Source organism: Flavonifractor sp. An306, assembly GCF_002159455.1.
Taxonomy (GTDB): domain Bacteria; phylum Bacillota; class Clostridia; order Oscillospirales; family Oscillospiraceae; genus Flavonifractor.
On the sequence record NZ_NFIQ01000035.1, the window covers coordinates 1 to 16,764 of the forward strand.

General features: G+C 60.9%; 15 protein-coding genes and 1 pseudogene. 13 read left to right on the forward strand and 3 right to left on the reverse strand.

Features of this window, described 5'->3' with window-relative positions; translation table 11 throughout:
- From B5F88_RS20215 to B5F88_RS10055, 3 genes and pseudogenes are all read left to right on the forward strand, one after another.
- Positions 1 to 88: pseudogene (locus tag B5F88_RS20215) on the forward strand (IS5/IS1182 family transposase); the annotation flags it as partial.
- A gap of 146 nt (positions 89 to 234) precedes the next feature.
- Positions 235 to 1,065, forward strand: a complete 831-nt coding sequence (locus B5F88_RS10050; RefSeq protein WP_087345370.1) for a putative RNA methyltransferase — start codon at positions 235 to 237, stop codon at positions 1,063 to 1,065.
- 201 nt (positions 1,066 to 1,266) lie between these two features.
- Positions 1,267 to 2,451, forward strand: a complete 1,185-nt coding sequence (locus B5F88_RS10055) for a DEAD/DEAH box helicase (protein ID WP_087345254.1) — start codon at positions 1,267 to 1,269, stop codon at positions 2,449 to 2,451.
- Positions 2,452 to 2,535: 84 nt separating this feature from the next.
- Here B5F88_RS10055 and B5F88_RS10060 read toward each other — a convergent pair whose 3' ends face one another.
- Complete coding sequence (locus B5F88_RS10060) at positions 2,536 to 3,219, reverse strand: PilZ domain-containing protein (RefSeq protein WP_087345257.1); 684 nt, start codon at positions 3,217 to 3,219, stop codon at positions 2,536 to 2,538.
- 184 nt (positions 3,220 to 3,403) lie between these two features.
- Between B5F88_RS10060 and B5F88_RS10065 the strand changes: the two genes are divergently transcribed.
- The 10 genes from B5F88_RS10065 (at position 3,404) to B5F88_RS10110 (ending at position 14,579) form a co-directional block, all read left to right on the forward strand.
- On the forward strand, positions 3,404 to 4,318 hold the full coding sequence (locus B5F88_RS10065) for a phosphatidylglycerol lysyltransferase domain-containing protein (protein WP_087345260.1): 915 nt from the start codon (positions 3,404 to 3,406) through the stop codon (positions 4,316 to 4,318).
- Positions 4,319 to 4,341: 23 nt separating this feature from the next.
- Positions 4,342 to 5,220: a GNAT family N-acetyltransferase gene (locus B5F88_RS10070; protein WP_087345263.1), complete on the forward strand. Its 879-nt coding sequence runs from the start codon at positions 4,342 to 4,344 to the stop codon at positions 5,218 to 5,220.
- A 531-nt stretch (positions 5,221 to 5,751) separates the two neighbouring features.
- Positions 5,752 to 6,696, forward strand: coding sequence for an ABC transporter permease (locus B5F88_RS10075; RefSeq protein WP_087345266.1), 945 nt, complete (start codon positions 5,752 to 5,754; stop codon positions 6,694 to 6,696).
- 1 nt (position 6,697) lies between these two features.
- On the forward strand, positions 6,698 to 8,005 hold the full coding sequence (locus tag B5F88_RS10080) for an ABC transporter permease (RefSeq protein ID WP_087345269.1): 1,308 nt from the start codon (positions 6,698 to 6,700) through the stop codon (positions 8,003 to 8,005).
- A 16-nt stretch (positions 8,006 to 8,021) separates the two neighbouring features.
- Entirely contained in the window at positions 8,022 to 9,071 is a 1,050-nt protein-coding gene (locus B5F88_RS10085; protein WP_087345272.1) for an ABC transporter ATP-binding protein, read from the forward strand.
- Positions 9,064 to 10,134 (forward strand): ABC transporter ATP-binding protein, encoded by a 1,071-nt coding sequence (locus B5F88_RS10090; RefSeq protein ID WP_087345275.1) that lies wholly within the window; start codon positions 9,064 to 9,066, stop codon positions 10,132 to 10,134. The genes B5F88_RS10085 and B5F88_RS10090 overlap by 8 nt, the downstream gene beginning before the upstream one ends.
- A 129-nt stretch (positions 10,135 to 10,263) precedes the next feature.
- Positions 10,264 to 12,003, forward strand: a complete 1,740-nt coding sequence (locus B5F88_RS10095; RefSeq protein ID WP_087345278.1) for a peptide ABC transporter substrate-binding protein — start codon at positions 10,264 to 10,266, stop codon at positions 12,001 to 12,003.
- A gap of 200 nt (positions 12,004 to 12,203) precedes the next feature.
- Positions 12,204 to 13,079: a transporter substrate-binding domain-containing protein gene (locus B5F88_RS10100; protein ID WP_087345282.1), complete on the forward strand. Its 876-nt coding sequence runs from the start codon at positions 12,204 to 12,206 to the stop codon at positions 13,077 to 13,079.
- A 68-nt stretch (positions 13,080 to 13,147) separates the two neighbouring features.
- The gene (locus B5F88_RS10105; protein WP_087345286.1) at positions 13,148 to 13,870 is read left to right on the forward strand and encodes an amino acid ABC transporter permease; all 723 of its coding nucleotides are present in this window, start codon (positions 13,148 to 13,150) and stop codon (positions 13,868 to 13,870) included.
- Entirely contained in the window at positions 13,857 to 14,579 is a 723-nt protein-coding gene (locus B5F88_RS10110) for an amino acid ABC transporter ATP-binding protein (protein WP_087345288.1), read from the forward strand. Before B5F88_RS10105 ends, B5F88_RS10110 begins: the two co-directional genes overlap by 14 nt.
- Before the next feature lie 53 nt (positions 14,580 to 14,632).
- Here the strand turns inward: B5F88_RS10110 and B5F88_RS10115 are convergent, their stop codons facing one another.
- Complete coding sequence (locus B5F88_RS10115) at positions 14,633 to 16,312, reverse strand: DAK2 domain-containing protein (RefSeq protein ID WP_087345293.1); 1,680 nt, start codon at positions 16,310 to 16,312, stop codon at positions 14,633 to 14,635.
- Between the two features lie 31 nt (positions 16,313 to 16,343).
- A complete protein-coding gene (locus tag B5F88_RS10120) occupies positions 16,344 to 16,694 on the reverse strand; it encodes an Asp23/Gls24 family envelope stress response protein (protein ID WP_087345296.1) in 351 nt (116 codons plus the stop codon).
- Positions 16,695 to 16,764 lie beyond the last annotated feature (70 nt).

Below are 16,764 nucleotides of genomic sequence, written 5' to 3' on the forward strand. Positions count from 1 at the left end.
TGCCACGCGATATGCCAAAAATACAGCATCTTTTTTGGCAGCAGTGCAAATTCGTTGCATTGCTATTTGGTGTGCCATTTTAGCCTAATCTTGTGTAGACACTATTTAGTACGGGAGAGGAGAAAATGCAAGAAATGGAAGGAAAAAGGCGGAACTTTGTCGAATGAGAGAGGGGTACGCTTTACAGATCGGAGAAATGGCCGTATAATGGGCAAAACGGAAGGGGTGCGGAACATGGAAGCAAGCGGGAGCCTGCTGTGCTGTTCCATCTGCGGGAAGGGACTGAGCCGGGAGGAGGGGCGGTATTTCTGTCCCAACGGCCACAGCTATGACAGGGCCAGAGAGGGATATGTCCATCTGCTGCCCGCCAACCGGAAACACGCCAAAGAGCCGGGGGACGACAAGGGAATGTCCGCCGCCCGGAACCGCTTTCTGTCGGGCGGCTATTACGCCCCCCTGCTGGAGCGGCTGCAGGCTCTGGCGGTGGAGCGGACGGGGCCGGGGACGGCGGTGCTGGACTCCGGCTGCGGCGAGGGGTATTATACCCAGGGGGTGTGGCAGGCGCTGACCCAGGCGGGACGCACCCCCCGGTTGGCGGGCATTGACCTGTCCAAGCCTTCCATCCGTCTGGCGGCCCGGCGGCTGCGGGCGGGGGAGTTTGCCGTGGCCTCCGCCTATCACCTGCCGGTGGGGACCCAGACGGTGGAGCTCCTGCTCAACTGCTTTTCGCCCCTGGCGCTGGAGGAGTTTCGGCGGGTGCTTCGTCCCGGCGGGACGTTTCTGTATGTGGTGCCGGGGGCGGACCACCTGTGGGAGCTGAAGCAGGTGCTCTACGACACACCCTACCGCAACCAGGAGGAGGAGATCCCCTATGAGGGCTTCACCTATGAGGCGGTGGTGCCGGTGACGGGTAAGATGCAGGTGGCGGGAGAGGCCCTGCAGGATCTGTTCCAGATGACCCCCTATTATTGGAAGATCCCAAAAGAGGGTGCGGCCCGGCTGGCGGCGCTGGAGAGCCTGGAGATCACGGCGGATTTCCGAATCCATGTATTCCGGCGGAGCTGAACGCCGGGCTCCTCCTGCCCCTTGCGCAATGGAACGGGCTATGATATAGTATTTGGGTAAAATCTGCCGGAAAAAGGCCCGGCAGTTGGATTTGAGGTCGCGCCCCGGTGAACCGGCGGGCGTTTTGGGTACGAAAGGGAGTTTCGATGCCTGTGGGGACCTTGAATCAGGCAGAAGGAGACGAAAGGAAGTTTTGTACCCATGGAAATCAACGGCGAGCAGGTTAACGCAATTGTCAACTACGCCGACCTGGGCCTCTCCGCGGAGGTCATGAAGGCCATCGACAAGAAGGGCTATGTCCAGGCCACCCCGGTGCAGGCCGGGGCCATTCCCTATTTTATGGAGTGGAAGGATGTCATTGCCAAGGCCCCCACCGGTACCGGCAAGACCTTTGCTTTCGGCATCCCCATGGTGGAGCACATTGACCCGGCCTGTGAGGACGTGCAGGCTCTGGTGCTGGCCCCCACCCGGGAGCTGGCGGTGCAGATCCAGGAGGAGCTGCGGGATCTGTGCGAATTTAAGGAGGGGGTGCGTACCGTCTGCCTGTACGGCGGTGCCCCCATTGACAAGCAGATCAACACCCTGAAAAAGCGGCCCCAGATTGTGGTGGCCACCCCCGGCCGGCTGATGGACCATATGAAGCGGCGCACCGTCCGTCTGGACAAGGTGCAGACGGTGGTGCTGGACGAGGCCGACCGGATGCTGGACATGGGCTTTGTCCGGGATGTGACCCGGATTCTGGACCAGCTGAAGCACCGGAAGAATATGGGCATGTTTTCCGCCACCATCAGCCGGGAGGTCATGGATATCTCCTGGGTCTACCAGCGGGATCCCATTGAGATCACCGTCCGGCCGGTGGAGGAGTCCAAGCCGGACATCACCCAGTACCGCATCGACCTGGACGGGCGGGAGCAGAAGCTGGACACCATTGTGGCCCTCATCACCCATGGGGAGTACGAGCGGGCCATCGCCTTCTGCAACACCAAGAACATGACCGACCGGCTGGCGGGCCTGATGAAAATGCGGGGGATCTCCTGCGAGGCCATTCACGGCGATATTCAGCAGCGCATCCGGGAAAAGACCCTGGAGAAGTTCAAGAAAGGGGAGCTGCGGGTACTGGTGGCCACCGATGTGGCGGCCCGGGGCCTGGACATCGACGACGTGGACGCGGTGTTCAATTACGACGTGCCCGACGAGCTGGAGAACTATACCCACCGCATCGGCCGTACCGGCCGGGCCAAGCGCCACGGGGTGGCCTATACCTTTATTGCCACCGTCACCGAGGGCATCCGCATGGACGACATTGTGCGCAACACCAAAGCGGAGGTTCAGCGGCTCAAGTATGACAAGGACGGCTGCCTGATGCTGGTGGAGGAGACGAAATGAGAAAACGGGCCGGACGATTGTCCGGCCCGTTTTTTGTTGAGGTATAAGGCGGCGCCGCCGCCGGCAATACTAAGGAAGAAAGCGTCAACCCCGGTTCATGGTTCTGGCCTGCAGGGTAAAAAGGTCCTTGCACAGCGTCTCCTCCACCTGCTCCTCCAGCCCGCCGAAATCACAGCCGTACCGCCACTTGGGGGGCAGGCCCGCTTCGGCGGTGTTGCGCCGCACCACCACGGAGCAGGGCAGCTCATAGTTGGGCCCGTCCTCGATGAGGGCGGGGATGGAGAGCACAATCCGGCTGCCGATCTCCAGCTTGAGGGGGCTGTGGATGGCCACTCCCACCAGGCTGATGTCCTCTACCTGGCATTTGGCCCGGAAGTGAAGGCCGGGACCCCAGAGGATCTGTGCCTCCACCCCCACCTTTTGCCGAAAGGCCCGGCGGGACTCCGCGCAGGCCACCACATTGCGCACAATAATGGTCCAGTAGGTGGCGGCGCAGAGGGAGACGTTGCCGTATAGCATAACCAGAGCGCCCGATTGGTTTTTTACATGAATCTGAACTTTCACGGGCATGTTGTGGATGACGCCCTGGGGAGGTTCGCTTCCCCGGCGCAGATCAATCCAGACTTCGTTTTGCTTCGGGTCATACTGCTCCAACCGACCCACAAAGAGCACGCGGTTGTCCTCGGTGAGGACCTCGCACAGCCCGTCCATACAGGTGCTGAGCATATCTTGGATAGTTTGAATCAGATTTTCCGGTGGCTGCTCCATAACGGATCTCCTCTCATGGAAAATGGGGGCCCAGACATTACCAGCCTAGCACCAGCTTACGTCCATGTCAAGATAAAAGTGAACTGGCCGGACGGTATGGGCCGCCTGATTTCCCTTGCTATTTGGCCGGGTGCGTGATATCATGACGGCATACTAGGATATATTGCATAGGAGAGAATGCCCGATGATGGAATTCCGTGCGCCGGAGCCGGCGGACAAGCCCTGGGTGGACGAGCTGCTGGCCCGCAGAAGCTACCGGGGCTGTGATTATAATTTTACCAATATTTTTGTGTGGAAGAAGGCTTACGGTCTGGAGATCGGACGGTTTGAGGATTTTCTGACCGTCCACCTGTGCGGCCGGATGGGGTGCAGCTATATGTATCCCGCCGGCTCGGGTGATATTGCCGGGGCGATCCGGGCCATTGAGGCGGACGCTGCCCGCCGGGGTCAGCCCCTCCGTCTGGTGTGTCTCACCCGCCAGCAGATGGCGGAGCTGGAGGAGTTTTTCCCCGGCCAGTTTGACTATCAGGCCGACCGGGACGGCTATGACTACCTCTATGAGATTGACCGTCTGGCCGACCTGGGGGGCAAGAAGCTCCACGCCAAGCGCAACCACATCAACCGCTTTATGGAGAACAATCCCACCTGGGTGTACGAGGAGATCACCCCGGAGAGCCTGCCGGAGTGTCTGGAGATGGACAAGCAGTGGTATCTCCGCTCCCTTCAGACGGAGGGGGAGGCGGAGGAGCGGGAGCTGGGCGACGAGGGAATTGCCCTGCGCACCGCCATGGAGCATTACCAGCAGCTGGGGCTGGAGGGGGGACTCATCCGGGTGTACGGCGAGGTGGTGGCCTTTACCATGGGGGACCGGCTGACGGCGGACACCTTTGACGTCCACTTTGAAAAGGCCTACGGTGAGCTCCAGGGCGCCTATGCCATGATCAACCGGGAGTTTGCCCGCTGGGTGCGGGCCCGTCATCCGGAAATCAAGTACCTCAATCGGGAGGACGACATGGGGGTGGAGGGTCTGCGCAAGGCCAAGCAGTCCTATTACCCCGACCTGCTGGTGGAGAAATTTGCCGCCACCCGGCGGCCTTAAGCGGATAGGAGAGGAGCGATTTTATGATTGACATGCGGCCCTCCCGGCCGGACGAGGCCGAGGAGCAAAAGCGGCTTTGGAAGCAGGCCTTTGGGGACGACCCCCGCTATATTGACTGGTTTTATCAGTGCTGCTGGCACCCGGAGAATATGCTTCTGCTGCTGGAGGACGGGAAGCTGGCCTCCATGCTGGCTCTGCTGCCCCATGGTCTGACCCTGCCCAATGGGGCGGAGGCCACGGCCTATTATGTGTACGCCCTGGCCACCGACGCGGCGGTGCGGAGCAAGGGCTATGGCCGGCAGCTGCTCCACTATGTGGACGATCACCTCAGGGCGCTGGGGGCCGATTGTGTGACCGTGGTGCCCGCCGAGCCCAGCCTGTTCAAGTTTTTCGGCACGGTGGGCTTTGCCCCCGGCTTTTCCACCCGGAAGGTGGAGCTGCTGCGGGACGAGAGCAAGGAGCCCCAGCCGGGGGACCAGGTATTCCCCGCCACGCCGGAGGAATATAACGCCATCCGCAACCGCCTGCTGACCGGTACCCCTGCCGTTACCTATGACACGGAGCTGGTCCGCTATCAGGAGGGGATGTGCCGCCTGTCCGGAGGCGGGCTGTACCGGATCCTGGCCGGCGGTGTGGAGGGCTGCGCCGCCGTGGAATACGCCGACGAGGACAGCGTGCTCTTCAAGGAGCTGCTCCTCTCCAGGCAGAACATTCCCCAGGCGCTGGCGGTGTTCGCCCAGATCCTGCCCGGCCGGCGCTGCCACGTGCGCACTCCGGCCTGCTGGGAGGGCCTGCCGGGCAGCTACCTGCAGCCCTTCGGTATGCTGAAGTGGTATAACCCGGACAAGGCCGCCCTGTGGCAGGAGGGGACAAAAGGATATATGGGACTGGGATTTGACTGACCCGGCGGGGCGGCACAGCTGGCTGTGCCGCCCCTTTTTGAATGGCTTTGCAGGAGATTATGCAGGAAAAATTTTTTCTTTTTCAGGCTAAATTGTATATTTATAAATATTAAAATGAATAAAAATGGAGTATATTTTAGCGAGATAATGAATGAAAGTGCAGGATGCCGAGATTATAAGGCATTTCGCCGGGCGAAACGACTAAAAATTTCGCGGACAAAACTTTGGATATATGTCCGTGTGAAGAGGACACATGCAAGAAATGACGCTAGAACCAGCAAATTAGGGTGTCTGGACTCTTGACGGAGCGGCCTATTTAAGATAAAATGAGTAAACTCAAAATGCTCGTGTTCGACCAGCATTGACGCCGGAAGAGGGGCGTGTCCTGTATGCCTGCTGTGGGAAGGCAGGCGGACGGGCGGCTGGCCGGAGCGAAGGAATGGGGCACGCCGGGAGCAATCCTCCCGGCGCCTGTATGTCATAGGGCGTACAGCGGAAGGCACAGAGAAAGGTGATATAGGAAGTGAAAACATGGCAAAATACATTTTGAAAAGGGTGCTGATGGCAGTCATCACGCTGTTCGTCGTGATCTGCCTCACTTTTTTCCTGATGAACGCCGTGCCGGGCAGCCCGTGGCTGTCGGAGCGGTCTCCCAGTCAGGCCACCATTGACGCGTTGAACGCCAAGTATGGTCTGGACAAGCCGGTTATCGTTCAGCTGGGCATGTATCTGAACGATCTGCTCCACCTGGATTTCCGGGACTCCATCAAGATGCAGAAGGACCGGCCGGTGCTGGACATCATCGCCAACATGTTCCCCATCTCGGCCAAGATCGGCGTGATCTCCATTTTGTGGGCCATATTGGTGGGCGTCCCATTGGGCTGCTTGGCGGCCTACCGACGAGGTACGTGGGTGGACAGCCTGCTGCGGGTCATCTCCACAGTGGGCATATCCATGCCGGGCTTTGTGGTGGCGACCCTGCTGCTGCACACCCTGACCGGCGGCCTGCCGGGGGTGAACCTCTTCCCGGCCACCTTTGTGGCGTCGGACTGGCGCAGCTATGTGCTGCCCTGCCTGTCTCTGGGCTTCTATCCCATGTGCTATCTGTCCCGCCAGACCCGGACGGCCATGCTGGACTCCATCAGCCAGGAGTATATCAAGACCGCCCGTGCCAAGGGCCTGAAGAACGGCAAGATCATCTTCAAGCACGCCCTGCGCAACGCGCTGATTCCGGTCATCACCTATCTGGGTCCCCAGATCGCCTTTACCCTGTGCGGCGGCTTTGTGGTGGAGACCGTGTTTACCATCCCCGGTCTGGGCCGCTACTTTGTGCAGTCCATTACCAACCGGGATTATCCGCTGATTATGGGCACCACCATTTTCCTGGCGGCATTTATCATCATTATGAACCTGGTGGTGGACCTGCTGTATAAGCTGGTGGACCCGCGGATCAATCTGAGCAAGGGAGGGGACTGAGTTGGCGGACAAGAAGCATAAAAAGGTACTCGGCTCCCTTCAGCCGGACGTTGAGGACATCCTGAGCTGGAACGACCTGCCGGCCAACGCTTTCGAGCCGGCCAGCACTCAGGAGAAGGCGGGTTTTATTCAGGACCGCAAGAGCGTATCCTATTGGAAGGACGCCTGGCGCCGCCTGCGTAAGAACAAGGTGGCCATGATCGCGCTGGTGATCATCATTCTGCTGGCCCTGTTTGCCTTTGTGGGCCCCATGATTGTGCCCTACAGCTATGACGAAGTGATTCCCGGGGCCAATAACATTCACCCCTGGCACTACACCCTGGAGGACCAGGAGAAGCTGTCCGAGGCCCAGATGACCCCGGACGAGGCGGTGGCCGCCGCCGAGGCGGAAGCTGCTGTGGAAGGCCGCACTCTGACCTCCGTGGAGATCGCCACCATCCGGGCCAAGGCCAAGGTCAACAGCTCCAACACCGACGTGGAGGCCCTGAAGCAGGAGCTGGGCATCAAGGCCAAGCCCTTCGGCTACACCAACGACGAGCTGCAGCGCATGGCTGATGGGGAATTTGTGTTCCCCCATGTGTTCGGCTGCGATATTCAGGGCCGTGACATCATGGTGCGTACCATGGTGGGCGCCCGGGTGTCCATGATCGTGGGTATCTGCTGCGCCCTCATCGTGCTGGTGATCGGCGCGCTGTACGGCTCCATCTCCGGCTACTGCGGCGGCAAGGTGGACGCGGTGATGCAGCGCATCGTGGAAATCATCTACACCATTCCCGAGGTGCTGGTGATCCTGCTGCTGGGCGCCACCCTGAAGCCCATTTTCGAGGAATTCCAGAACTCCGGCGACGGGCCGCTTCAGCGGCTGGTCACCGTGCTGGGCCCCAACCTGATTTCCATTTTCATTGCCTTTGGTATGCTGTACTGGGTGACCATGAGCCGCATCATCCGCGGCCAGATCCTCCAGCTCAAGCAGCAGGAATATGTCACCGCCGCCCGGGCTTTGGGCGCGAAGGGCGGACGGATCATCAGCCGCCATCTGCTGCCCAACTGCGTGGGCCAGATCGTGACCACCACCTTCCTGCAGATTCCCTCGGCCATTTTCACGGAGTCCTTCCTGTCCTTCCTGGGCATGGGCGTCTCCGCTCCCATGACCAGCCTGGGCTCCATGTGCGCCGACGCCCTCAGCGGTCTGACCAGCTATCCCTATCGTCTGTTTATTCCCGCCGCCATCCTCAGCGTGATGATCCTGTGCCTGAACCTGTTCGGTGACGGCCTGCGTGACGCGCTGGATCCCCGGCTGAAGAAGTGAGAAAGGAGGAGACAGCATGGAAGAGAATGTAAAGACCGGCAAGCTGCTGGAAGTGAAGGATCTCCACGTCTCCTTCTTCACCCCCGCCGGAGAGGTCAAGGCGGTGGGCGGCATCAGCTATGATCTGAACTATGACGAGGTTATGGGCATCGTGGGTGAGTCGGGCTCCGGCAAGAGCGTGGAGGCCTACTCCATCATCGGCCTGCTCCAGTCTCCCGGCAAGGTTATCGGCGGGTCCATCACCCTGGAGGGTGAGGACGTGCTGGCCAAGAGCAAGGAGGAAATGATCGCCCTTCGGGGCTCCAAGGTGGCCATGATTTTCCAGAACCCCATGACCTGCCTCAACCCCGTCTATACCATCGGCAACCAGCTCATTGAGGCCCTGAAGGCCCACGACAAGAAGGTCTCCAAGGAGGAGGCCGCCAAGCGGGCCATGGAGATGCTGGAGCTGGTGGGCATCAACAATGTGCAGAAGCGGATGAAGCAGTATCCCCATGAGCTGTCCGGCGGCATGCGCCAGCGTGTCATGATCGCCATGGGCCTGATCTGCCACCCCCAGCTGCTCATTGCCGACGAGCCCACCACCGCTCTGGACGTGACCATTCAGGCTCAGATTCTGGAGCTGATGAAGGAACTGCAGAAAAAGACCCACATGGGCATTATCTTCATCACCCACAACCTGGGCGTGGTGGCCGAGATCTGCGACAAGGTCTCCGTCATGTACGCCGGCAAGATGGTGGAGCAGGGCCCGGTGGACGATATTTTCTACAAGCCCGGCCATCCCTACACCATGGGCCTGCTGCGGTCCATGCCCCGTGTGGACGCCGAGAGCTATGAGCGCCTGATTCCCATTGAGGGTACCCCCGTGGATATGCTCAATCCCCCCGAGGGCTGCCCTTTCGCGCCCCGGTGCGAGTACGCCATGAAGATCTGCCTGCAGAAGATGCCCCCCTATATCGAGCTGGGGGAAAATCACCGTGCCGCCTGCTGGCTGCGGGTGCAGGATCAGCTCCAGGGAAAGAAGCAGGACGCCGCCGAACAGAAGGAGGTGGGGGACCATGAGTGAGAAAAACGACATTCTGGTCCAGGTAGACCACCTGACCAAGTATTTCCATGTCAAGGGCATGAAGGGCCCCGGCGTACAGGCGGTGGAGGATGTCTCCCTGTTCATCAAGCGGGGCGAGACCCTGGGCCTGGTGGGTGAGTCCGGCTGCGGCAAGACCACCCTGGGCCGTACCATCCTGCGGCTGCATGAGCCCACCTCCGGCCAGATCATCTACGACGGCCAGACCATTTACCAGCATCAGTACCCCTTTGAGCCCAAGACCATGCAGGTGCGGGAGAAGGGGGGGGCGTCCCACGAGGCCAGCGTGCTGGTAAAGAAGGCGGTTCCCAAGGCGAAGGCGGTGGATATGCTGCCCTACCGCCGGAAAATGCAGATTATCTTCCAGGACCCCTCCGCCTCTCTGGACCCCCGCATGACGGTGGGCGAGATCATCGGCGAGGCTCTGGATATCCATAAGCTGTGCGGCAGCAGGCAGGAGCGTACCGACCGCATCAAAGAGCTGCTGAGCATGGTAGGGCTGAACACCGAGCACGCCAACCGCTACCCCCATGAGTTCTCCGGCGGCCAGCAGCAGCGTGTGGGCATTGCCCGGGCTCTGGCGGTGCGGCCTGAGTTCATCGTATGCGACGAGCCCATCTCCGCTCTGGACGTGTCCATCCAGTCCCAGGTGGTCAACATGCTGGAGGACATGCAGCAGGAGCTGGGTCTGACCTATCTGTTCATTGCCCACGACCTGTCCGTGGTACGCCATATCTCCAACCGCATCGGCGTCATGTATCTGGGTACTCTGGTGGAGCTGGCGGAGAGCTATGAGCTCAACCGCAACCCCATCCACCCCTATACCAAGACGCTGCTCTCCGCGGTGCCGGTGCCCGATCCGGAGGTGAGCCGCTCCCGCCAGCGCATCGTGCTGGAGGGCGACATTCCCTCCCCCATGAATCCGCCCTCCGGCTGCCGCTTCCACACCCGTTGCCCCTACGCCACGGAACAGTGCAAGCAGGCGGTCCCCCAGCTGAAGGAGCATGCCCCCGGGCATTGGGCGGCCTGCCACCTGCTGGGGTAAGCGGGTCCATACCCGGCAATCTGAAAGGCCATGGCCTTTCGCCGTCCGCGCTGCGGACGGCGGACACAATGGCTCTGTGTATCCCGCCTATATGGCGACCAGATACAAAAAACAGAAGGAGGAAGAACTATGAACAAGAGGAAAGCTCTGTCTCTGCTCCTCGCCGGTACCATGGTAGCGGGCCTGCTGGCCGGCTGTGGCAACGGGGCGCAGAACAGCAACGAGACCCCCGGCGCCCAGAACAGCCCGGCGGCCGGCGGCGAGACTACCGCCAATGGGACCACCGCCAATGAGATCACCGTCAACTTTGCTTCTGAGCCCGAGTCTCTGGACCCCGCCCGCAACACCACCGTGGACGGCTCCATCATGATCAACCACCTGTTTGAGGGTCTGATGACCTGGGAGGACAGCGGTGAGGAGACCGCTGGCTCCAACGGCACCTGCAACAACGCCAAGCTGGTTCCCGGCCAGGCCGAGAGCTATGACGTGACCACCAATGAGGACGGCACCGTCACCTACACCTTCCACCTGCGGGACGGCATCAAGTGGTCCGACGGCAAGGACGTGACCGCTCAGGACTTCGTGTTCTCCTGGCAGCGTCTGGTTTCTCCCGACACCGCCTCTGACTACAGCAACATGCTCTCCGGCGTGGTGAACGCCATCGCCATCACCAACGGCGAGATGGATCCCTCTGAGCTGGGCGTGGCCGCTCCCGACGAGAAGACCTTTGAGGTCACCCTGGTCAACGATCTGCCCTACTTCCTGGAGATCTGCGCCTTCCCCTCCTGCATGCCCGTGCGTGAGGATGTGGTAAGCGATACCCAGTGGACTTACAGCCCTGAGACCTTCGTGAGCAACGGCGCCTACAAGCTGGACATCCGCAAGACCAACGACCAGATCAGCATGGTTCCCAACGAGAACTACTACGGCGTTGAGGAGCTGGGTCCCGACCGCATCACCTTCAAGCTGATGGACAACGACAACGCCATCCTCAACGGCTTCAAGTCCGGCGATCTGGACTTCATCCAGTCCATGCCCGTGGATGAGGTTGCCGGTCTGATCGCCTCCGGCGACCTGAACATCGTCAACTATATCGGCGTCTACTATGTGTGCTTCAACACCGAGAAGGCTCCCTTCGATGATCCTCTGGTCCGTGAGGCCTTCACTCTGGCTATCGACCGCAACTATATGGTGCGGGAGATCACCCAGGCCGGCGAGATGCCCGCTGGCGGCTTCGTGCCCTCCGGCGTGTATGACGCTGCCGGTACCGAGGGCGAGGACTTCCGTACCGTGGGCGGCAACTACTACTCCATCTCTGAGGAGGACTACGAGGCCAACTGCGAGCGCGCCCGTGAGCTGCTGGCCGAGGCTGGCTATCCCAACGGCGAGGGCTTCCCTGTCGTGGAGTACCTGTACAACACCAACGACGGCCACAAGAAGATCGCTGAGGCTCTGCAGAACATGTGGAAGACCGTTCTGGGCGTTGAGGTCACCCTGAACAACCAGGAGTGGAACGCCTTCCTGCAGGTCCGTAAGGACGGCGACTACGCCATCTGCCGCAACGGCTGGATTGCCGACTACAACGATCCCATGTCCTTCCTGGATATGTGGCTCACCGGCGGCGGCAACAACGACGCCCAGTACTCCAACGAGAACTTCGACAACCTGATTGCTCAGGCCCGTACCGAGACTGACGCTGCCAAGCGCATGGAGCTGCTGCACCAGGCCGAGGACCAGATCATCGGTACCGACCATGCCCTGTGCCCCATCTACTTCTACACCCAGAAGTACCTGCTGGCCGACGATATTCAGGGTATGTATTATACTCCTCTGGGCTACTTCTTCTTTGACAAGTGCACCAGAGGCTGATTCCAGCCAGATAAAAGGGCGGAGCCGCTTGGCTCCGCCCTTTTTCCGTCCCCTTCTGCCAGAGAACAGCAGAAAACCGAGGGGTTTTTTGTGTGCTTTGACGAGTGAATAAATATTGCATTTTGATGAATAACGTGTATAATAAGACTTACCAATCAAGGATACCCAATGAGGACAGAATGAATAGGAGAGAATACATCATGAAGAATCTGAAGAAGCTGGCCCTGCTGGGCCTGACCGCCGCCATGTCGCTGAGCCTGCTGGCCGGCTGCGGCAACGGCGCCAGCGGCAACGCCGAGACTCCCGACGCCAACAGCAGCGCTCCTGTGACCGAGAGCCAGGCTCCCGCTGAGACCACCCCCGCCGCCACCGGTGAGTTCACCACCGTAGAGGCCGGCAAGCTGCACATGTCCACCGACGCCGCCTTCCCCCCCTATGAGATGATCAAGGAGGACGGCACCTTCGAGGGCATTGATGTTGAGGTGGCCGGCGCCATCGCCGAGAAGCTGGGCCTGGAGCTGGTTGTGGACGACATGGGCTTTGACGCCGCTCTGCTGGCCGCTCAGAACGGTCAGAGCGACATGGTCATGGCCGGCGTTACCGTCACCGACGAGCGTCTGGAGGTTATGGACTTCTCCGACAGCTACGCCACCGGCGTGCAGGTGGTTATCGTCAAGGAGGATTCCCCCATCCAGACCGTGGACGATCTGGCCAACGCCGACATGATCGGTACCCAGGTGGCCACCACCGGCTACATCTACTGCTCTGACACCCCTGAGAACGGCGGCTATGGCGAGGACCACGTCACCGCTTACGAGTCCGGCGCTCTGGCCGTCCAGGCTCTGGTCAACGGCCAGGTGGACGCCGTGGTTATCGACAACGAGCCTGCCAAGGCCTTTGTGGAGCAGAGCGAGGGCCTGAAGATCCTGGACACCGAGTTTGCGGTTGAGGACTACGCCATCGGTGTGCAGAAGGGCAACACCGCTCTGCTGGACGCCATCAACAACGCTCTGGCCGAGCTCATCGAGGACGGCACCGTTCAGTCCATCGTGGACAAGTACATCACCGCCGAGTAAGCAAATCGGAAAAAAGGGCGGCCTGAAGGGCCGCCCTTTTGCCGCAGTATAGAAAAAGGAGGGCTTCTATGTTTGAGTGGCTGAACGAGCTCGGACCGCGCCTGTACGCCGCTTTTCTGGAGGGAGGGCGCTGGCAGCTCTATCTCCAGGGCCTGCTGACCACCATTGAGCTTACAGTGGTGGCGCTGATTGTGGGCGTTATTCTGGGCGTGGTGGTAGCGGTGATCCGTACCGCCCACGACCAGCAGCGTCCCGGCCGCCGGAAAAATATTTTCCTGGGCATACTCAATCTCATCTGTCAGATTTATACCACCGTCATCCGGGGCACCCCCATGCTGGTGCAGATCCTGATCTGGGGCTTTGTAGTCTTTGCCTCCAGCCGCAACAAGTTCATGGTGGGCGTGGTGGCTCTGGGCATCAACTCGGGGGCCTACGTGGCGGAGATCGTCCGGGGCGGCCTGATGAGCGTGGATGTGGGGCAGACCGAGGCCGGCCGCTCCCTGGGCCTGAACTATCTGGACACCATGCGCTTTATCGTCATTCCCCAGGCGTTCAAGAACATCCTGCCTTCTCTGGGCAACGAGTTCATTACCCTGTTCAAGGACACCTCCCTGGTCAACACCATCGGCCTGACGGAGCTGACCTACCGGGCCTCCCGCATCGCCGGGAGCACCTTTGACTATATGCCACCCTATATCGGCATCGCGCTGATGTATCTGGTGGTGGTGGTTCTGCTCACCTGGCTCCAGGGCAAACTGGAAAGGAGGCTGCGTCAAAGTGATAGACGTTAAACACCTGTCCAAATCCTTCGGTGATCATCTGGTGCTGGACGACATCTCCGAGCACATCCACCCCGGAGAGAAGGTGGTGGTTATCGGGCCCTCCGGCTCGGGCAAGTCCACCTTCCTGCGCTGTCTCAACCTGCTGGAGACCCCCACCGCCGGCACCATCACCTTTGAAGGCACCCCCATCACCGACCCCAAGACCAACATTGATCTGGTCCGCCGGCAGATGGGTATGGTGTTCCAGCACTTCAATCTGTTCCCCAATATGACCATCCGGAAGAACATCACCCTGGCTCCCGTGCGGGCCAAGCTGATGAGCCAGGCGGAGGCCGACGACACCGCCACCGCGCTTTTGAAGCGGGTGGGGCTGGCGGAGAAGGCGGATGCCTACCCCGCCCAGCTCTCCGGCGGCCAGAAGCAGCGCATCGCCATCGTCCGGGCCCTGGCCATGAAGCCCAAGGTGATGCTGTTTGACGAGCCCACCTCCGCCCTGGACCCCGAAATGGTGGGGGAGGTGCTGGAAGTCATGAAGCAGCTGGCCGACGAGGGCATGACCATGGTGGTGGTCACCCATGAGATGGGCTTTGCCCGGGAGGTGGGCAGCCGGGTGCTGTTTATGGACGGAGGCCACATTCTGGAGCAGAACGAGCCCCACGCCTTCTTTGCCAACCCCAAAGAGCCCCGCACCATTGAATTTCTGTCCAAGGTGCTCTAAGTGCAAAAAAGCCGCCCCATCCGGCCGGATGGGGCGGCTTTCTGCGTCTTTGTTTATTCCGCGGAGATCATATAGTAGTATACCGGCTGCCCTCCGGACAGCAGGGTGATCTCGGCGTTGGGGCAGCACTCGGTAAACAGGGCCAGGGCCTTCTGGGCCTCCTTGTCCGACACGTCCTCCCCATAGAAGATGTTGATAAATTCCGCGTTCTGCTGGTTGTCCGACTCCGCCAGACGCCGCAGCAGCTTATCCAGCTTCCGGTCAGTGCCGAAAAGCTGGTGCTCGGTGAGGGCCAGGTAATCCCCCCGCTTGATGGCAAAGCCGTCAAAGTCGGAGTCCCGGGCGGCATAGGTGATCTCGGAGGTGTGGACGCGGCCGATGGCCTCGGTCATGGCGGCGGTGTTGGTCTCCTCGTCGGCCTCGGGGTCCATCATCATCAGGGCGGAAATGCCCTGGGGAATGGTCTTGGTGGGGAGTACCACCACTTTCTTGCCCTCCGCCAGGGGGATGCACTGTTGGGCGGCCATAATGATGTTGCCGTTGTTGGGCAGCACAAACACGATCTCCGCCGGGGTGGCGTCGATCTCCCGCATGATATCGTCGGTGGAGGGGTTCATGGTCTGGCCGCCGCTGATGACGCCGTCGGCCCCCAGATCCTTGAATACAGCGGCCAGGCCCTCGCCGGCGGCCACCGCCACCACGCCGTACTTCTTCTCGGGCGCGGCCACCTTGGGCTGCTCCGGAGCGTGGTCGTGGTCGTCCTCCTCCAGGTCGTCGGTACTCTGGATGTGCCGCCCGGCGGCCAGATCCTCCGCCTGGGTGCGCATGTTCTCGATCTTGGCCAGCTCTAGGGTGCCGTACTTCTGAGCCTCGGTGAGGGCGGCGCCGGGGATGTCGGTATGGACGTGGACCTTGAAGCAGTCGTCGTCCTCGCCGATGACCAGACTGTCGCCGATGCTGTTCAGATAGGCCTCAAAGGGCTCCAGGCCCTTGTTGGTGGTCTTGCGGACGATAAACACCGTGTCGAAGGTGAAAGTGATCTCCTCGGCGGCAATGGCGGCGTAATCGGTCTTGTTTTCCGACTTGGCCCCCTCGCCGGCCTCCTCCGGCATGGGCACGCCCCGCAGGGAGTCCAGCATACCCTGCAGGATCACCAGAAAGCCCTTGCCGCCGGCGTCCACCACCCCGGCCTTTTTCAGCACGGGATTCATCTCGGTGGTGTGCTCCAGGGCCACCTGGCCCTCGGCGATGGCGGCCTCCAGCACGCCCTCCGGGTCGTTGGGGGCCTTGCGGGCGGCGTCGGCCGCCCGGGCGGCGGCCAGCCGGGAGACGGTGAGGATGGTGCCCTCGGCGGGCTTCATCACCGCCTTGTAGGCGGCGGCCACGCCGAAGTCCAGGGCGATGGCCAGGTCCCGGCCGTCGATGGTCTCCTTGTCCTTGACGGCCTTGGAGAAGCCCCGGAAGAGCAGGGACAGGATGACGCCGGAGTTGCCCCGGGCGCCCCGCAGCAGGGCGGAGGCGTTGGTGGCGGCCACGTCGCTGACGGTGCGGGGCTGCTTTTTCTTCAGCTCGGCGGCAGCGGTGGAGATGGTCAGGCTCATATTGGTGCCGGTGTCTCCGTCGGGGACGGGGAATACGTTCAGCTCGTTGATCTGCTGCTTTTGCAGATTGATGGAGGCGGCCGCATGGATAAGTGCCTGGGCCAGAGAAGCTCCGTCAATACGCTCTCTCATACTTGTGTTCCTTCCTTTCGATGGCGGTAGGTCAGCCGATGACCATGGAGTCGATGCACACGTCCACGTTGCGCACCTCGGCGCCGGTGGTGCGGTGCACGATATAGCGGACCTCGCTCATGATGGAGCGGCTCACCGCCATCAGGTTCACGCCGTTGTCCACGATAATATGCAGCTCGATGGAGACGGAGGAATCCTCGTTGTAGGTAACCTTCACGCCCTTGCCCATGGACTCGCGGCGCAGCAGGTGGACCAGGCCGTCGGCCTTGGAGCGAACCGCCATACCTTTTACGCCGTAGCAGTTGGTGGCGGCGGCGCCGGTGATATTGGTGAACACCTCGCTGCTGATGGTGATCTCGCCCTGTTCGGTTTGAACTTTCATTGTCAGATCCCTTCCTTTCCTGGGAGTGGCCCCGGCTCGGCGGAGCACAGCGGATTCCCGTCAAAACGGG